The 17,918-nt window shown below is 60.3% G+C and carries 8 protein-coding genes and 1 pseudogene; 5 read left to right on the forward strand and 4 right to left on the reverse strand.

What is annotated here, in order from left to right:
• The first annotated feature begins 157 nt into the window (after window positions 1–157).
• The 3 genes and pseudogenes from V5E97_RS33915 (at window position 158) to V5E97_RS33925 (ending at window position 4,699) form a co-directional block, all read left to right on the forward strand.
• Complete coding sequence (locus V5E97_RS33915) at window positions 158–1,021, forward strand: hypothetical protein (protein ID WP_406695958.1); 864 nt, start codon at window positions 158–160, stop codon at window positions 1,019–1,021.
• Between the two features lie 557 nt (window positions 1,022–1,578).
• Window positions 1,579–2,792, forward strand: a pseudogene (locus V5E97_RS33920) (DUF1501 domain-containing protein).
• 635 nt (window positions 2,793–3,427) lie between these two features.
• Entirely contained in the window at window positions 3,428–4,699 is a 1,272-nt protein-coding gene (locus V5E97_RS33925; RefSeq protein ID WP_406695959.1) for an efflux RND transporter periplasmic adaptor subunit, read from the forward strand.
• A 55-nt stretch (window positions 4,700–4,754) separates the two neighbouring features.
• On the opposite strand, the gene V5E97_RS33930 is transcribed toward V5E97_RS33925, so the two are convergent.
• A complete protein-coding gene (locus V5E97_RS33930) occupies window positions 4,755–5,159 on the reverse strand; it encodes a GNAT family N-acetyltransferase (protein WP_406695960.1) in 405 nt (134 codons plus the stop codon).
• A 321-nt stretch (window positions 5,160–5,480) separates the two neighbouring features.
• Between V5E97_RS33930 and asnS the strand changes: the two genes are divergently transcribed.
• Window positions 5,481–6,890: an asparagine--tRNA ligase gene (gene asnS, locus V5E97_RS33935; protein WP_406695961.1), complete on the forward strand. Its 1,410-nt coding sequence runs from the start codon at window positions 5,481–5,483 to the stop codon at window positions 6,888–6,890.
• Window positions 6,891–7,082: 192 nt separating this feature from the next.
• Here asnS and V5E97_RS33940 read toward each other — a convergent pair whose 3' ends face one another.
• A complete protein-coding gene (locus V5E97_RS33940) occupies window positions 7,083–8,645 on the reverse strand; it encodes a B12-binding domain-containing radical SAM protein (protein WP_406695962.1) in 1,563 nt (520 codons plus the stop codon).
• Between the two features lie 557 nt (window positions 8,646–9,202).
• On the opposite strand from V5E97_RS33940, the gene V5E97_RS33945 reads away from it, so the two are divergent.
• Complete coding sequence (locus V5E97_RS33945) at window positions 9,203–10,207, forward strand: Gfo/Idh/MocA family protein (RefSeq protein ID WP_406695963.1); 1,005 nt, start codon at window positions 9,203–9,205, stop codon at window positions 10,205–10,207.
• Window positions 10,208–10,338: 131 nt separating this feature from the next.
• On the opposite strand, the gene V5E97_RS33950 is transcribed toward V5E97_RS33945, so the two are convergent.
• Complete coding sequence (locus tag V5E97_RS33950) at window positions 10,339–11,415, reverse strand: hypothetical protein (protein ID WP_406695964.1); 1,077 nt, start codon at window positions 11,413–11,415, stop codon at window positions 10,339–10,341.
• 767 nt (window positions 11,416–12,182) lie between these two features.
• Window positions 12,183–17,723, reverse strand: a complete 5,541-nt coding sequence (locus tag V5E97_RS33955; protein ID WP_406695965.1) for a WD40 repeat domain-containing protein — start codon at window positions 17,721–17,723, stop codon at window positions 12,183–12,185.
• Window positions 17,724–17,918: the final 195 nt, after the last annotated feature.

A 17,918-nucleotide genomic window follows, 5' to 3' on the forward strand; every position in this document is an offset into this window, starting at 1 on the left:
TTCGTACTCCGCAAACTTGATACAATAGGCTGTCGTGTCACTTCCAGCCATCCGCGAGAATTGCGTGCGAGATGCCGATCACTCTGAAGAGAACGCACTGAAGTGAACGCACGCCGCATCGCGGTGAGGTTGCCGCTTTTTTTATTAAGGGCGAACCATGACGCCTTATTACGAGGGAACTTCCGAGGCCGAGAACCTCTATCGATGCACCCCGGAATTGGCCGAGGCCTGGCTCAAAAAGGCGAAGCAGGATCGAAGTCGGCTCACGACCCGTCTTTTCCAGCCACAAAAGAAGGAATTCCTCGACGGCTTCATCCGTGGACTCGAACAGCATCTTGGACAGGCAGTGAGCTGCAACCCAACGGGAGCCGCTCAGCCTGAGGTTGCCACCTTCGCCCCGGCCAAGATTTCCGATGCGCCACCGATCATGGCCGAGATCCGCCCTGAAACCGTCGAAAGTCGGGAGCCGCTGGAGACGATCGCGCCTGAGAATGCCACTATCCTCGCCAGCGATTGCCCCTCGATTCAGACCGAGCCTATCAGTGAACTGAAGATCGAGGACGAGCTAGATCTCGCGCCGGTGCCGGACACCCCCGCCGCCGAAGAACAGGAGAGAATCGCCCCCACGGTGGAAGCCGGCCCCGTACGGCTTCACGACGAGTCTGCGGCCAAGATGGCAACGATCACCGGCCACTGTGAGACACGCTACGAGCCTGATTCCGAAACGGAAATGGCGATGGGCGTTTTGCGACTTTCGGGATGGGCCGTCGACGAGGAGCCCGATCTGAACGGATTGAGCGAGCGGGTCGACACCGCCGCGAACCAACTCGACGACCCCCCGGTTCAAACTGGCGGGCCCGTGCCATCCATCGAGTGGAACCGCGTCTTCGAACAGGCCCGGGGCGTTGGAATGGTCGACCTGTCGGCCTACGACTTTATCGATGGGCTTGGCGAACTTCGCGAACTGATCGATCGCTGGCAGTACCTCCACCAAGACTCCTCATCCGTCGAGAATCCTTGACGGACGGATTCAAGGGAATCAGCATCACCGAGCCCTGGCGGCATCGGACCGAACAAAACCTGTGCCACGCGCCCGATGAGGAACGTTTCGGAGACCATTCATTCACCAAGTCCCGGTGATCGCCTGGGGGCCCTCCGTTTCAATCCGCTCGAAGCTCAGGTTCTTGTTCGCCTCGGTTGCGCGTCGTCTGAATCGGTGGTTACTTGAATTTCATGCTGATTTCTTTATGAGGGAATGCCAGATCGTTTGAGCAGGACAGCGGCACGCTCGCTTGAATCGGAGAGAAGTGGCTGATAAGTTGGATGATGTTTAGCAAATGTTATCCTCCGGTCCATTCCTTCAAGAGATGCGAGGAGTCCATGCTCCGATTGCTGGGCCCTGGGGTTCGTCTGTGCGACGGATGGAGTCGCCGTGAGATCCTCCGCATCGGTGGACTGGGAGTTCTTGGATCGGGGTTGAGCCTTGCCGACCTCTCCGGGGCCGAGGTCCCCTCGGTTGCACCGGTCTTGGGTGACTCTACCTTTGGCCGGGCGAAGTCCTGCATCCTCCTCTTCCTGATGGGCGGGCCGCCTCAGCATTCGACGTGGGACCCCAAGCCGGACGCCCCGGCGGAGGTCCGCGGTGAATTCGGTCCGATCAGCACCAAAGTTCCGGGCCTCTCGATTTGTGAGCTGATGCCGAGGACGGCGACGGTGGCCGATAAAATCTGCGTTCTCCGCGCGGTTTCCACCAGAGATAATGCCCACTCATCGAGTGGCTATTACATGCTCACAGGTCGTCCTCATCAGCCGATGAATTTCGAGAATGCCAATCCGGGACCTCCCAACGACGCACCTAGCCTTGGCGCTATGCTCGGCCGTCTCAGGTCGACTCGAGGAGACCTGCCCCCGTCGATCACGCTGCCCAACCGGATCGTCAATACGGATGGGAGCGTCTGGCCAGGGCAGGACGCCGGGTTCTTGGGGCGTTCTCAAGATCCTTGGCTCTTGAATGCACGGTTGTCCTCGGCAGGCTACCGGATCCAAGAAATCGACTTGCCCGCCGACATTGATCTGGTTCGAATGGAGCGTCGAAAAGACCTTTTCGACCGGCTTCAGCATGGGTTCGATGCGCTTGAACATGACCCGGTCGCGAGGCGAATGGACGAGCGGTCGGTTCGGGCGTTTGACCTGCTCCACTCTCCGCGTGCCCGCCAAGCGTTCCGGCTCGATCACGAGCCTGAGTCGAGCCGGAATCAATATGGGATGACCCCATTTGGCCAGGGGGTCTTGTTGGCTCGCAGACTCGTCGAGCGAGGGGTTCGCTTGGTTCAGGTCAACTGGTACCGGGGACCAGATGAACCTCCCGCCAACCCCTGCTGGGACAGTCATACGAACGAAGCCTCACGACTCAGGGACGTCTTGTTGCCCCCCACAGATCGGGCCTTCGGCGCCCTCGTGACCGACCTGGAGAGCCGGGGCCTGCTCGACGAAACTCTGGTGGTTTGCATGGCCGAATTCGGCCGAAGCCCTCGGCTGGATGGGAACGGCGGCCGAGGTCATTGGGGTTCGGTTTTCTCGGTGGCGCTGCGGGCGGAGGCGTGCGCGGGGGCCAGGTGTTCGGATCGTCAGACCGGCTCGGAGCCTACCCTCGCGAAGGGAAAGTCGGTCCCGAAGATCTGGCCGCGACCATCTTCCACTGCCTGGGCCACTCGCCGCAGACGGAGTTTCGCGATACGCTGGGGCGGCCATTCCCGCTCAGTCGAGGGGAAGTGATTCGCGACATCCTCTGATGTTGATAAGAGAATGGGTGTTCTTTGATTTTCCTTGGTGGGGCCGTGGTGCTTTCCAGCGAGGGCGGCGCAGACGTAAGAGTTGTCGGCTCGTACGCGAGAATCCATGCGCGTTCCCGCCTGAGGGGATATGGCCGGGCCGGCCTTCCTACTCTGGAGCCGAGCCGTTCGGGTGACTCTTGCCAGGCTCGGCTCAAGCTTCGATGTGATTGATTTTGCCGGATGCGCCACGTCGTGATCCCTTGGCAGAATTCGATGTTGCGCGTCGATGTGGTTGAAACCTGACCTGGGGCGACGACATCGAGCACTCTTGAGAGTGTCTCTCGAAAGATCACGAAACCAGAAGGGCAAACGAGCGATGGTTTGCCGCCTACTTCCCTTAAGCGGAGCGAGGTCATGCTCCGAGATTGGGGACCGGCGCGATGGTTGTGGTGTCGGTCGGAGACAGCCCTTGGGGCAGAGGGAATTCACCACGAGGAAATTCTTCGATGCTACGAGGATGGTCGAGTTGGACCCTAGGGTCGAAGGTTACCGTTTTTGCAGTCTGTATCGTTTTTATCGCCCTCGTTACCCCGTCATCACCCGATTTCCGTTGGGACCGCCGGAAGGCTGATCCTTCGGAAAAGTTCCAGTCGGTGCCGGTTCGGCGCGTCGACTGGCTCAGTACGTCGATTACGGCGGCGGGACGCGCGGCGAGTATGAATAATTCGGAGATTCGTTGTACGTTGGAGCGGCTGATAAGTCCGGGTGGCGGCGGCGTCGTCACCTCGAATGGTTCGTCGACGATCCTCAGCCTGATCCCCGACGGATCCGTTGTTAAGAAAGGGGATTTGCTCTGCGAGCTTGACTCAGCGGACTATCAGGAACTGGTTCGCCGGCAGTTGATCGGCGTGAAAAAGGCAGAGGCCGAGCATCGCCAGGCCCAGCTCAACCTGGAGATTGCCGAAATCAACCTCAAGTCGTATCTGGAGGGGAGTGTCCGTCAAGCCGAGCAGGAATTCGAGGGACAGGTCGCCTTGAATACCTCGGGACTCGCCCGGCAGGAAGATCGCCTGGCCTGGGCCCAGCGCATGCTGACGAAAGGTTACGCTTCGCTGAGCCAGGTTTCCGGGGAGGAGGAGACGCTACTTCGCCTGAAATTCGGCCTCGAACAAATTCAGATGTCGTATCAAAACTATCGACGTTACAGCCTTCCGCGCGACACTCGCTCGCTCCAGAGCCAGGTCGAGGGCGCGAGGGCCAATCTAGGCTACCAGTCGACCCGACTGAAGTTGGAGCAGGATCGGCTCGCCTTGTTCGAGGAACAGGTCAAGCGCTGTACGATGCGTGCGCCCAATGACGGCTTTGTGATTTATGCGAACGAGCCGGGCGAGCCGCAGCGAATCTGGGAAGGGGCGTCGGTACGTCAACGTCAACGCATGTTTTATCTGCCGGACCTGGACCGCATGGAAGTCCAGACGATGGTCCACGAAACCGTTGTGGACCGAGTCGAGGTCGGCATGCCCGCCCGAATTCGCTTTGAAGCCCTTCGAGGCCGCTCCGCCGAGGGAAGCGTGACGTCGGTGTCTCGTTTGCCTCTGCTCGATCAGAACTCGGGGGCGGGGGACGTCAAGTATTACCTCGCCCTGGTGCGCCTCGATACGATTCCAAGTGGGTTGCGTCCCGGGATGTCGGCCGAGATCGAGATCATCACGTCGAGGCTGCCCGAAGTCCTGGTTCTCCCGCCTGTCGCGATCACAGTCGAGAACGGCCAGGAGGTCTGCTACGTCATTGTCGCGGGAAGCATCGAGCGCCGCGAGGTCAAAGTCGGTCAGAGGAATTCGGATTATATGCAAGTGCTCGAAGGGCTCGAGGAGGGGGAGAGAATCGTTCTCGAGCCTTCCGAAGTTGCGGCATCCGCCCTTTAGAAGCAAGACCCTGAGCCCGTCGAGTTTCCGGAGCGGAACAACGCCGTTCGCGGATTCAATGCCGACCCGGGATGATCCAGCACGAATCGTGCGGGATCATCCCGATGCGCGGATAGTATTCGCGCGCCTTCGGCGCCGCCAGCAAGATGAGGGTCGTCTTGAGACCGGCCGCCTCGTGGGTCAATCGGATGAGCTCCCGGCCGATTCCTCCTCGCTGGTACGCCTCGTCGACTGCGAGATCCGATAGATACGTGCAGAAGTGATAGTCGGTGATGGCTCTCGACACCCCGACCAGGAGTCCATCCTGCCGAGCGGTCACAATAAGGTCGGCTTGTGTGAGCATGCCGTGAATCGTCCCCGCGTCGTTCACGGGCCGGCGCTCCGCCAGCGTGGAACGCGTCAGGAGATCGATGAATTCGCGCGGATCGAGATCGGGCTCACTTTGGTATGTCAAATCCATCGGTCAACTCCAGGGTAATGAGTGTCGCTCGCGACGAGTGAGCGTTGCGGGCCGCGGGCGGCCCACGCGCTCCTTGAGAGATGGTCGGGGCGTCCGCGGTCCACAACGATGGGATATTCCCGAGGACCGTGAATTGCTGAGCGAGTTCGCAAATGAATGGGACCAGCTTATCCGACGATGCGTGACGTCCATAGAGGGGGCCCACGGCCCCAATCGGGAAACTTTGGGGGGCGCAATGGCCCCATGAGGCTGAGTGGACAAGCGAGCGGCGGATGTCCATAATTGGCGAGCGGTCGAGCGATTCAGCCTCGGGGAAATGTCATGACGAAGCACACGATCAAGGATTTTCTGGCCGGTCGCGTGGCGGTCGGGTCGCAGGTGACCCTCGAGGGCTGGATCCGCACCCGACGCGACTCGAAGGCTGGTTTCTCTTTTCTCCAGATTCACGATGGCTCCTGCTTCGATCCTATCCAGGCGGTGGCGCCGGCGACCTTGGAGAATTATCAGTCGGAAATCCTTCACTTGACCACACACTGTGCGGTTCGAGTGGTCGGGACCCTGATCGAGTCGCAAGGTAAAGGCCAGCGCTTCGAGGTGCAGGCCGATCGCATTGAAGTGGTCGGACTGGTCGAGCACCCGGACAGCTATCCGGTCTCGGCCAAGCGGCATTCGTTCGAGCACTTGCGAACCGTGGCTCATTTGCGACCGCGCACCAATACGTTCGGGGCGATCGCGCGAGTTCGCGATTGCCTCTCGTTGGCGGTCCATCGTTTTTTCCATGAACGCGGATTTCTCTGGGTGCATACGCCGATCATCACCACCAGCGATGCCGAAGGGGCGGGGGCGATGTTCCGGGTCTCGACTCTCGACCTGGCGAATCCGCCTCGCGACGAGCAGGGCCAGGTGGATTTTTCCGCCGACTTCTTTGGCAAACCAGCGAGTCTGACGGTTTCGGGACAGTTGAATGTCGAGGCGTATTGCCTGGCCCTGAGCCGGGTCTACACGTTCGGGCCGACCTTCCGTGCTGAAAACTCGAACACGACTCGACATCTCGCCGAGTTCTGGATGATCGAACCGGAGATCGCCTTCGCGAACCTCTCCGATGACGCCGACCTGGCCGAGGAGTTCCTGAAGTACCTCTTTCGCGCGGTGCTGAACGAACGCCCCGACGACATGGCCTTCTTTGCACAGCACGTCGATAAAGACTGTATTACGAGACTCGAAGCGTTCGTCGATGCGAGCTTCGAGCGCATGGAGTATACCGACGCGATCAAGGCCCTCGAAAAAGCCCAGGCCAAGGGCGAAAAATTCGAGTTCCCGGTCCGTTGGGGGATCGACCTTCAGTCCGAGCACGAACGCTATCTGACCGAGTCGCTCGTCGGCCGGCCCGTGGTTCTGATGAACTATCCCAAGGACATCAAAGCTTTTTATATGCGAGTGAACGATGATGGTCGGACTGTGGCCGCCATGGACGTTCTCGCACCGGGAATTGGTGAGATCATCGGTGGTTCCCAGCGCGAGGAACGACTTGACGTGCTTGACTCCCGGCTGGATGAACTGGGGCTCTCCAAGGAGCACTATGCCTGGTATCGCGACCTCCGCCGGTATGGCACCGTGCCCCATGCCGGGTTCGGCCTCGGCTTCGAGCGTACGATCATCTACGCCACCGGGATGGCCAATATCCGCGACGTGATCCCGTACCCGCGGACGCCAGGGAACGCCGAGTTCTGATCGATCTCACGATCGAGCGAGCACCCGACTCAACGCTTCACGCCCGTGTCGATCGACTTGAATTAATTCAACGATTCGCGGCAGAGCGAAAGAACCGAGGATTCTTGCGAGATGCGGCCGGGCCGGCCGTTCTACTGAATTGACCGGGCCGGAAATCCATCGCGAGTCTCGTCTCGTCGCGGATCGTTGAATTCAATACGAATTGACCACCGGCGAGACCCCCTCGGTCATTTGCCGGGCCATCGTGTGCGCATGGTAATGCATGGCGCACTTGAGGACGTAAATCCAGAGCACCTCTGGATCGCGGCGGACTTTGAGTAGCCTCCAGACGCGCCGAAGGTATTCGCGACGGAGTGCGGGCTCGGGAACAACGATCACCAGTCGTGTGAGCAAACCGATGGCCTGGATCAAGAACAATCCCTTGGCCTGAACCCAACTCAAAGGCCGTCGTCGCCAGTATCGGTTCGCCGCTCGGCTGTAACGGAGTCGAGCCTTGAGGTAAAGATCTTCCAGCCGATCGAAGTAGGCATCCGCCTCGTTCAACTCGCTCAAAACACGCAGATACCCGTCGCGCAACTGCATGCGATCGAGTTGAAGGGGAATGACGTTGGTGCCGAACTCGGGTTCCTCGGCGTGGTCGAGCCTCTCCTCCGCTACGAGCCGGTCGTAGAGCGGGGTCTTTGGAATCGCGAAGAGCATTCCGGCCATGACCTGAATGATCCGGGCGTCCGCGATGAATTCTAACTGGGCATCGAAGATGGTTTCGTCGTCGTGGTCGAAACCCATGATCATTCCGCACCAGACTTCAATGCCAGCGTCCTGGATGCGGTGAACCTTCTCGATCAGAGTCCCCCCTGCCCTCACGTTCTGAAACTTTTTCGTTTCGCGAAGCGCCGCTTCGTTGGGGCTCTCAATCCCGATGAAGACACTCGCGATATTCGCTTCGTCCAACAGGCAGAGCAATTCCGGATCATCGGCCAGGTCAATCGAGGCTTCGGTGAAGAATGTCATTTTATAGCCATGACGTTCCTGCCAGTGAATGACCTCGCGAAGGACTTCTTTGATGGCTTTTTTATTGCCGATAAGATTGTCATCAACAATAAATGCCATGCGGATTCCTTGCTCGCGGAGCGCGTTCAGCTCGGCGATCACTTGATCGGTCGACTTGATCCTTGGCTTGCGTCCGAACGTGACGATGATGTCGCAGAATTCGCACTGAAACGGACAGCCTCGCGAGAATTGAAGACTGCCAAAAGCGTACTGGCGCATTTTCAGCAGGTCGAATCGGGGCGTGGGGACCGTTGTCATGTCGGTCTTGTCCGCCTGTTCGTAACGGGCCCGGTGCTCCCCCTTTTTCCAGTCGAGCAGGAACATGGGCCAGGTTTGTTCGGCTTCGCCCACGAAGATGACATCCGCGAGTGATTCGAAGTCGTGCTCCTTCACGGTGGCCCAAGGACCCCCCACGACCACGAAGCGACCCCTGCGCTTCAGTTCTTCGAGGATCTCCCTCATGCGCCGCCGCTGGACGATCATGCCGGTGATACCCACGATGTCCGCTTGGGCACAACGCTCGAAGTCGATTTCTTCGATGTTCTCATCGATCAAGGTGATCGAGTGCTCGGGCGGCGTGAGCGCGGCCAGAAGCGGAAGGCAGGCGACCGGCATGTTGGCCTTTTTGCCGATCAACGGGAGGGCGTGTTCCAGGCCCCAGTAGGAAACGTTGAACCGAGGGCTGATCAAGACGATGTCGGCCATGGCTCGGCTAAGCTCCCGGGCGGAGCCCGACGAAACACCTGGTCGTCGAAATCGCTTCGACAACGTGGGTGTCGGGCGGACCGCCGAGCTTGGCCAACCTCTTATGGAGTGAGGGCCGCGAGCTTCACCGCCGATCCTGTTCCGATCATAGCGGTGCCACACCGAGGTCGCAATCTGAGGGAATTTTCCCAATGGCATCGGCTCGTTGGCGGGGACAGCCTCGCCTCCAGGCTCATCGAGCTCGTCTGGAGATGGGCGCCGGGTCGAGGCTCAACGGGGAAGTCGCCGGAGTGTATTCCAACGGACCAATCTGCCCCTGCTTCTGGAAAAAGCAGATGGGCGGCTCATCATCTCGGTGGTGGGAAATCGGTGCTCGTCGTCCTTGCCCCATGGCTTGGCGTGACCGGACAGGTCACGATCAGTTCGAACCTGATTCGCGAATCGGAGGGGTCGAGAACTCATTTTTCGGAAAAACAAGGGCTTGGACTGAAGGCCGGATCTTGTTCAGATACTCTCTCTAGATCCCGCCTCCTTCTCACCCCGCCGGAGCCCCAACTATGGCGCGATTCCGACCTGCGATGACATTCCTGCTCTGTTCTGTTGTTTGTTTGACCGTTCGCGTTGCCACTGCTCAGGAAGAGTCTGCGAAACCGCTCCGAGCGGGCATCATCGGGCTCGATACCTCGCACGTCGTCGCGTTCACGAAGGTTTTGAATGGGCCAAAGTCATTGGGAGTTCGCGTGGTCGCGGCCTATCCTGGTGGAAGCGACGACATCCCTTCGAGTCGCGACCGCGTGGAAGGCTACACCAAGCAGCTCCGCGATGAGTTCAAGGTGGAGATCGTCGACTCGATCCCCGAACTGCTGAAGAAAGTGGATGTGGTCTTGCTGGAAAGCGTGGACGGCCGTCCTCACCTCGAGCAGGTTCGCCCCGTCTTTGCGGCTCGCAAGCCGGTCTTCATCGATAAGCCGGTCGCTGGCAGCCTTGCCGACGCGGTCAAGATTTTCGAGCTGGCACGCGAGTCAGGTACCCCTTGTTTTTCCAGCTCGTCGCTTCGTTACGCGCCTGGGATCGTTGCGATGAAGAATAATCCGAAAATCGGCGAGATCCGGGGATGCGACGCGTTCAGCCCTTGTGCGCTCGAGGAACACCACCCCGACCTCTTCTGGTACGGGATTCACGGCGTTGAGACGCTGTTCACCCTCATGGGGAAAGGGTGCAAGTCGGTCACGCGAGTCCAGACGGACAACGCGGAATTCGTCACCGGCACCTGGACCGACGGCCGTATTGGCACGTTCCGAGGGCTGAGGGAGAACGGGGGCTACGGCGCCATGGTTTTCGGCACCAAGGGACAATCCCCCTGCGTCGGGGGCGGTGCCTATGACTTGTTGTTGCAGGAGATCTGCACGTTCTTCAAGACCGGAAAGCCGCCCGTCAGCGCGGAGGAAACCCTGGAAATCTTCGCCTTCATGGAAGCGGCCGACGAGAGCAAGCGACAGGGAGGCAAGCCGGTCTTGCTGGAAACCGTACTCGCCAAGGCTCGTGCCGAAGCTGCCAAGTAACTCGACCTCAGTCCTCATTCCGATGGGCTCGAGCAGCCTGGCTCTCAAGCCCATCGTTGTGAGGTCGATCCTTCTTCAGTCCCGGCACGGTTCGCCTTCCCCGCGAGCCGGAGCCGGGATCTCGCATTTTTTCAGAACCAGAAATTGTATTCCACGCGGGCCATGTCACGATACCAGTGGTCACCTGTTAATGCGTGACCATATCCAATGTAGAGGCTATGGCGATCGTTCAGTCCGCTGCCGCCTCCCGGGTTGCCGTAGTCGCCGAGACCAATTCGCAGTCCGATCTTGTAGTTGACGATCGTATCACCGACGGCCGAAACCGGTCCCGCGTTCGGGACGATGATATTTGGGTCGGCTGACCCTGGATTGAGCTGCTTCCCGCTCAGCACCGTCCAGCCCACGAATTCGTTCACGGGGGCGATTCGCAGATTGTCGGTCAGGACCATGTTGTAAGCCAGGCCCGCCCCATATCGCAGCACGTTGCCGGCGAAGTCGGAGCCGTGGACCGGGATCCAATCCCTGAGCTCACCGCTGAAGTAAAGCCGCTCGGAGAGGCGCTGAAAGACCAGGAAGGCGGGTTCGATGCTCGCGTGATTGGTCCCGAGCCCCCGTTCCCCGGAACCGGTCGGGACGTAGGTACGAAACTGAAAGGTGTAGAATCGATCAGGTTCGGCGACGAATGCGTGCTTGAAACCGAGGTTGATGTCGGAGAAGCCGTAGGTATTTCGGTTCAGGGTGGGGTTGAGGAATCGTGCGGGCACCTCGATGAATCCTGACGTCTTCTGCGTGGCCGCGATTTCGAGGTACGAGGAGAGCTCCTGATAGTCAACGCGTGATTCGCCGCCACTGGCCGCTCTTGGAAAGTTGCGTGGATGCTGGGGGCCGGAAGCCCGAGGGTCGTAGCCTGCTCGTCTCGCCGCCCCCAGGCCATTCAACACGGGAGTCCCCCCCGCGTTTCCAATCGAGAGGAAAGGCGCAAAGTTGGCAATGTTCCCGAAGCAGCCGCACTTGGGATAGAAGAACTCGGCACGGTCGGGTCGGTTCATGTCATAAGCGGCATCGTAACGCTGTCGGAAGCGGCTCCGAATGATGGCGCTGTCGATGTAGCCGGCGTTATCGGCAACCGCCTGAGTGGATCCCCCCAAAACGGCCGATTGACCGGGGTTGAATGTCGGAACATTCGTGTTGAAGCTTTCCGGAGTCAAGCCCTCCGCCAACGGAGAGGGCGTGCCCCCGAACCCCGACCCCGGCGCCACTCCCGTCCCACCCGGTTCTCCCGCCCCAATCGGGGGAGTACCCCTCAAATCAGTCGCGGCCCCTGCCCCTGCCCCTGTCCCGAAATTATAGGGCGACTGTGGAGTTTGCGCGATCCGTGGCGGGTTGTCGTAACCTGGTACCTGTCCGTTCGCCGCCTTATCAAGCATCGGAGGAATTGCCGACACCGCAAGGGTCATCCAAAACCTCAAGGATCGAAAGGGTCGCCTTTGCATACGGACCTCCTTGCGTGGCCGGTTCGGCTCCGCCGAACCCGGAAGGGCGTCGAGGGGGATGGTGAATGTCCCGGGTGCTTACATCCAGATGGGTATGGTCAGGTCATCGGAATTAGGAATGCGTTGGAATTAGCAAATGTGGCAGAAATGCCAGGAGCAACGGTTCAAACGTTTGGAGGGATTGCGCCGAGGGATTGATTTGAAGAAAATGGCTAGAACTTCTTGGAGATTTCTGAAGTCTTAAGGAACTCGGGTGCAGAAGGCTGTCGTTGCTCGCAGCCACGGGCAACCCCAGGGTAAACGAGGCCGCCACGCATGCGATGCAACGCCGGCTCGGGCACCGGCGGTGGAGCAACTCAAGGAGGGCATTGCCCGGGGCGGTCTGCCGGGGACCGGAGTGGATGCGTGCGACGCACCGCGAGTTTCATGGCGCGAATTTGGGTGGCACTTTGGCATGAACGAAAAGCCGGATTTCTGGAATTCTAAGGTTTGCCGAAGAGTAGCTCGGAGAATGGGTCGGGAAGTGGATGGTTTTCAAAGATGAAGCGATTGGGGTACTTCGTGTGAAGCCGAGAATAGCGACCCGAAATCTCGGTGGTGGCTTGCCCCAGAGTGACCGTGCTCGGGAGCACCTCTTTGAAGAGTCTGAGCAAGCGGAGGTCATCAGGGATCGCAGGTCGCTCCTCGTTGTTTGCGGCGAGCCAGAGGAACCGCATCAGACCGACATGCGCGACGTCACGTGACCAGGGTTCCTCATTGCGGAGTGGGCCCATCGTGGCGACGTCGAGCAGCAAGAGTTTGGCACCTCTGGTGTTGACGAAGGGTCGGACGAGTTCATCAATCGTCACCCCGTCGACCGAATTCTTATCTCGACCTCTCCGGATGAGGAGCGAGGTCTGGTTCTCACCAATCCATTCACCCCCTTGGTAGTAAATCAGGACGACCTCGCTCCCGTTCGGTGCGCTGGCGGCATTGCTTTTGAGCCGGATCTGCTCGCAGATCAAGGAGATCTGGGCCATCACATGCATCTTGGTGAATTCGTTGGAGAGCGGTCCGTAGACCCGGCCACTGGAAAAGGCCGGAGTTTTGAAGACACGTTCATCTTTACGGTCGGAGACGAATTCACCGTTGACCGCCTGAACGGCGAGTTTTTTGAGCGCCGGCTTGTCCTGCGCTCCGATGCCAATCACGAGCATGTGCAACCGCTGCTTCTGATTGGGGGCGAGACAAGCCACCGAGAGTGGCAGGCTATCGGCCGCGACCGCGACGCCACTGAGTTTCAATTCCACGGAATTTTCCGGGCGGTTGAGGAGAATTCCAGCCCGGAACCGGTTTTCGATGCGATCGGAACCTGGCTTGGCGCCCTGGATCGGAGGGGCATCCGCCTGGAGGAGAGCGGTTTCGATCTGCGGGAAACCGTTGACCAGCACCTGGATTCTGGCCGCGGCGTTTCGGCGCTGAACCTCGGCGTCGGGCCACTGCACACGCCCGACGATCCAGACTCGCCCGTCGGGAATTGGCTTCGTCGGCTCGATCAGTTTGGAACGGTCCCCTTCCGGCTGGAAGCCGTCGACGGTGAACCGGATGGGGGGTGGGACTCGGCTCACGAAGAACTTGACTCGAGCCTCGCCGTCGGGGTTGCTCGTGACGAGTTCAAATTGATTGAGACCGTCATTGAGTCTCGCCTGGGTGGAACCGCGATAGAGGATTCGCCCCTTGTCGTCGCGCCCCGCCGACTCCATCGGCTCGGCAGGAATCGTCTCCCAGCGTGACTCCGAGATCAGGTGCCTGAGCTCGGTGTTGTGGAGCGGCTTGGCCGAACGTACGGCGATCGGAATCGGGATCTCCCCCAAGGTCGTTGTGAGAGGGGTGTCAGGCGGATCGAGAAGCGGAGGTTCCTGGGTTTCGCGACGGGTGTAGCTCAGCGTGGAAGATGGGCCCGGCTCGTGATTCCAGCCATCGAGGTTGCGGGCTCGAACCCGGACCTGGCTCTGTCCCGGTTCCACGGGCACGTCAGCGGCAGAAACAGACCAGTGCGTTCCCTCGGTGTGAGTGGGATTCGCCCGGACCCAAGCGGTCTGGCCTTCGTGCCACACCTCGATCTGAGCCTCGGTAATCTCGGTGGCCGACTCCAGTTGAGCCGAGACCGACGTCGATCCTTTTTCGGTCGTGGCCGCAATCTTGACCTCAACGACTCTCGGGGGCCTGCGGAAGCTTACGACATCCTCCGAACTGGTCCACTCGGCTCCCCACTCATTGCTAAGCCGAATCCGGATGTGATTCTCCCCAGGGGTCAGCGGAACCAGGGCCGTCAGGCTCATGCCGTTCGCGTCGTTGGTTTTAGCCCCTGGTGGCGCGGAGGCAGTTGTCTCCACCTTGGCGAGGATAATCCGTGGCTGAGGTTCATCCCCGGAATAGAGGAGAAGTTCTCCCTTGAGGGGATGAGGATCGTTGGGCGGAGCCAACCGGGCAGTGACGGTGACCTGGGGATGATCTTCGTGTTCGTAGAGAACGGGGCCGGCGGGATTCAAATCCCTGCGCACGAGACGGGGCAACCTGGGCTGGTAAACGACCGTCACTCGGCCTTCTCCCGAGTCGCTATCGGCCGCACGTGCCCGCACGACGAAGGTCTGGGTTCCCGGAATGAGCTTTACCGGCTCATTGATGCTGAAAGTTTTCTCCCGTCCGGGAACAAATCGAGTCAGCGGCCGGCCTGTCGGAGTTCCGGACTTCACTTGCACAGCCTCGACCAGCAATTCTTCGCCCTTGATCGTGCCGCGGAGCGTGACCTGGGGAACTGTGACCTGGACGGTCTCACCAGCTTGACCCACTTCTCCCTCGCCCTCGCTCTCGCCCTCACCCTCACCATCGCCCACAGGGGACGGACGGATGACAAGCTCGACGGTGGGAGCGAGTGCCTTCTTTTTGTAATTGACGATCAATGGAGGCAGTTCCGTTGTCTCTTCCTCTTCAAAACCGGGTACGGCCTCGACGTTGACTGCTCGCAGTCGGAATCGGTTGGTTCCCGGTTCGAGCGGGAACGGCACGGCGATGGTCGAGGAAGCGTTCAGGACTTGCTCCCGGCTATCTCCCCCTGGTTCACGAGTGATCCGGACCTTGACGGACGTTTGGTGGGCCGGTTCGACGTCGGCCCGGACGATGAATTCCGGGACGTTCACGACGAGGGCCGGTGGCGCCGTCGGCTTGACCGTGGGGGCAGGCCTCTGGAATCGGATCTGACGATAGATCGAGAAGGTTTGCGAGGGCGTTTCCTTTGTTTTCAGGGTGATGTGAACGGGATAGACGCCTGGTTTCCAGGCCAATCCGGAAACATCCGCCGTCCAGACACGATCCAGAGTCGACCGCAATTCCGTGGGTGGGAAACTTCCGACCCGACCGATCACGGAGTCGACCAACTCCGCCGGAATCGGTCGATCGACGATCGAAAGATGAAGTTCTCCGGGGGGCTGTCGCACCAGAATCTGATCGCCCCGGACGATCTCCGCTTCCTGATCGATCGCCATGGAAAGATTCGGCGGTGGAAGCGGCGGAACCTCGGGGGGAGGAAGGCTGCCGCGTTCGATGAGCTTTTGGAGAATATGATCGTAATAAAACTTGTCGTGATACTCGGGTGCGAGCGCAAATCGAGTGGGTGAGGCGGGCACGCCCGTATTAAAGTGCCAGCCGATCAGCGACTCCACTTCGAGGTCGCTGGTCTCATACGGTCCTTGCGGATTCCAGCCAATCCACTTCCATGTCCCCGCCGCGTCTCCCGGTGTGAAGAAGAGGGACAACAGGGGCTTTCGCTCGTCGGTCCCCTGAACGATCGGAAGCGAGACGTCCACTGGTCCCGTCTGCCCGTCCGCTCGGCGCACCGTGACATGCTGGCCGGGCCGTAGGGTCGAGACGGCATTGTAGAAGTCCAGGACCGTCCGAAGTGGGCGAAGCTCGCCACCGCTGACGATCCCGTCGACACGATCCCCTTGGCGGAGCGACGGACCGTTGCGTCCCGCGGAGTCATCGGTCTTCACAACAACGAGTCGGTTCCCCTGCTCCGTGACCGCCAAGCCGCGAATCTGCCCGCGCTTGCCGATGGTTTCGCCCAGGTCCGCGAGACTCCAGACGCAAGTGGAGCGGTCATCGGCGGCGGAGGCCAGTAGGCGGCCATCCTCCGAGAAAGCAAGGCAACCGATCCGCTCCGAGTGCCCTGTATACTGTCGGATCCAGGCTCCCGAACGTCCCGAGTAGAGTCGTAAGTGGGGTTCTCCGGCCCCCGTCTGGGACGCAACAGCCACGATCGGCCCCCCTCCTGGCACACCAGGATGGAAGGCAAGGGCCGTCGTCGTCTCACCGGGTTGCAAGGCGATCGATTGCCAGACGCCCTGATCCTTGCGAATTCGCAAGGACTCGGGCACAGCTTGCTTGTTCGGACCCGAGTGGGCCGGGGAATGATCGACGATCCAACCCTCATTCGTGGCCGGCCCGGAGACGGCCCAGCCTTCGTGTCTGCCAATCAACTGTCGTCCCGAGAAGTCGAAGACGAGATCATCGACGGCCAATGGACGCGGCGGTGTACCCAAACGCTCCGGTCCCTTGGTATTGATCACCAAACCGAGTTGATTCGCTCGTTTTGCGAAGCCGACATAAGCCACGTTAAGCCCCGCGCTTCGCAGTCGTTGCCGCGGTTCGGTTTTGCCCGCGATCAAATTGGTGATGAAAAAGGTCGTGACCTCCTGTTCCTCGCCCAGTGCGAGGGCGAGTCGCGTCCCACTCGGGTCGACGGCAAGGACCGGTTGGGCCGACTTGGCGGACGTCGCCGTTCGAAGCGGGACATGGGCGACCGTCGCGCCATACTTCTCTTGGGAAAGGTCGGTGAGCCTGAGGCTGTAAGTGGCATCGGGGGCCGTCGCGGCGAGGTCCTGGAGAATCAAGGCGGCGAACCGCGGCGAACCGTCGGCCGGCGCCGTGACCACCGCCATGGCTCTGGGGAGAAACATGGCCTGGGGTTTGAGTTGGGGATCGGCCGACGCTAAAGAGATGCGGCGCTCGGGCACGGCTTGAAGCATTGGTCCGGCGTCGGTCCGCCAGGTCGTGAGCTGTCCCTGGGGAGAAGTCGGCCGTTGGTTCGGGCTGGGAACAAGGAAGCTCCCCGAGAGGAGTTGAGAGCGACCCGGGAGTAAGGCAAACGTGTCATTCACCGCGCCATCGGCGATGCTGAAAACCGACTGACCGCGGTCGGCATCCCAGCACCGAAGGATTCCCGGGTCTTTGCCAAAGGTTCCGGCCCACCAGGCGATTGCGACGCGAACTTGAGTGCGTCCGGTTCCCGTATGCCAGGCTGTGAGGGCCGGTCTCGTTTTATAGAGTTCGGGCCCGGGCATTCCCGCGAGTCCCGTCAGGTACTCGGCCTTGGCAACGTCCCAGAGCCTGACTTCTCCGGATCGATCCATTTCATGGGCGGCCGAAACGAGCAACGGAGGCTTATCGGCCCGCATCGGAGCGAAAGCAAGGCTGAGAACCGGCCCGCGATGACCGCGAAGGACTGTCACACTCGGAACATTCGCCTTTGTGTTGAACACAAAGATCGAGCCTTCCGACCAGCGCATCTCGTCCGACTTCGCGGGCGCGGGGATGACCAGCCCATTTTGATGAAACCCCGAAGCCCCGGGCACGATTCCGCGACCGGCCACCGCCAGCCAGACGCCATCGGACGATAACGCCATGGCATTGATGGCGCCGTCGAGTCCAGGTCCGACCGGAACGCGGTACGTCGCTCGATCGTTGAGTGCGAGCTGGTCCGAACCCGGTTTCTCCGTCCAGACCCGGATGACCTTATCCCACCCGGTCTCGTAGAGCGATTTCCCGTCCGGGCTGAATGCGAGGCCCGTGACATAAGAGGTGGGGCCACCCGCCTGAAGTCGGAGCACTGGCGGCTCGTCCGCACGGGTCTGATTGGACCCCGCGGCCATTGCGAGGGGGGGCAGGAATCCCAGGAGAAGGATCGTGAACGATCGAGGCCGCATGGGATTGATCCCCCCCAGTTCAATTCAAGTTGACTGCGATCCACGGCAACGATCAGCCTCAACTCTATCTATTAGATTCCTCGAAAGGCTGCATCTCAATACGTGAAAAAATGAGATTGGTGACCCTGCCGACTCCTCGACCGGATCCGGGATTCGAATGATCTTCTGCCTGGCGCCCTTGGTTTCGAGTGGAGG

The sequence above is a fragment of the Singulisphaera photorubra genome, from assembly GCF_045290345.1.
In the GTDB taxonomy this organism is placed as follows: Bacteria; Planctomycetota; Planctomycetia; order Isosphaerales; family Isosphaeraceae; genus Singulisphaera.

Coding starts and splice junctions, on each gene's coding strand:
- asnS (WP_406695961.1), top strand. CDS start 5,481: ATGACGAAGCACACGATCAAGGATTTTCTGGCCGGTCGCGTGGCGGTC.
- V5E97_RS33940 (WP_406695962.1), bottom strand. CDS start 8,645: ATGGCCGACATCGTCTTGATCAGCCCTCGGTTCAACGTTTCCTACTGG.
- V5E97_RS33915 (WP_406695958.1), top strand. CDS start 158: ATGACGCCTTATTACGAGGGAACTTCCGAGGCCGAGAACCTCTATCGA.
- V5E97_RS33930 (WP_406695960.1), bottom strand. CDS start 5,159: ATGGATTTGACATACCAAAGTGAGCCCGATCTCGATCCGCGCGAATTC.
- V5E97_RS33955 (WP_406695965.1), bottom strand. CDS start 17,723: ATGCGGCCTCGATCGTTCACGATCCTTCTCCTGGGATTCCTGCCCCCC.
- V5E97_RS33945 (WP_406695963.1), top strand. CDS start 9,203: ATGGCGCGATTCCGACCTGCGATGACATTCCTGCTCTGTTCTGTTGTT.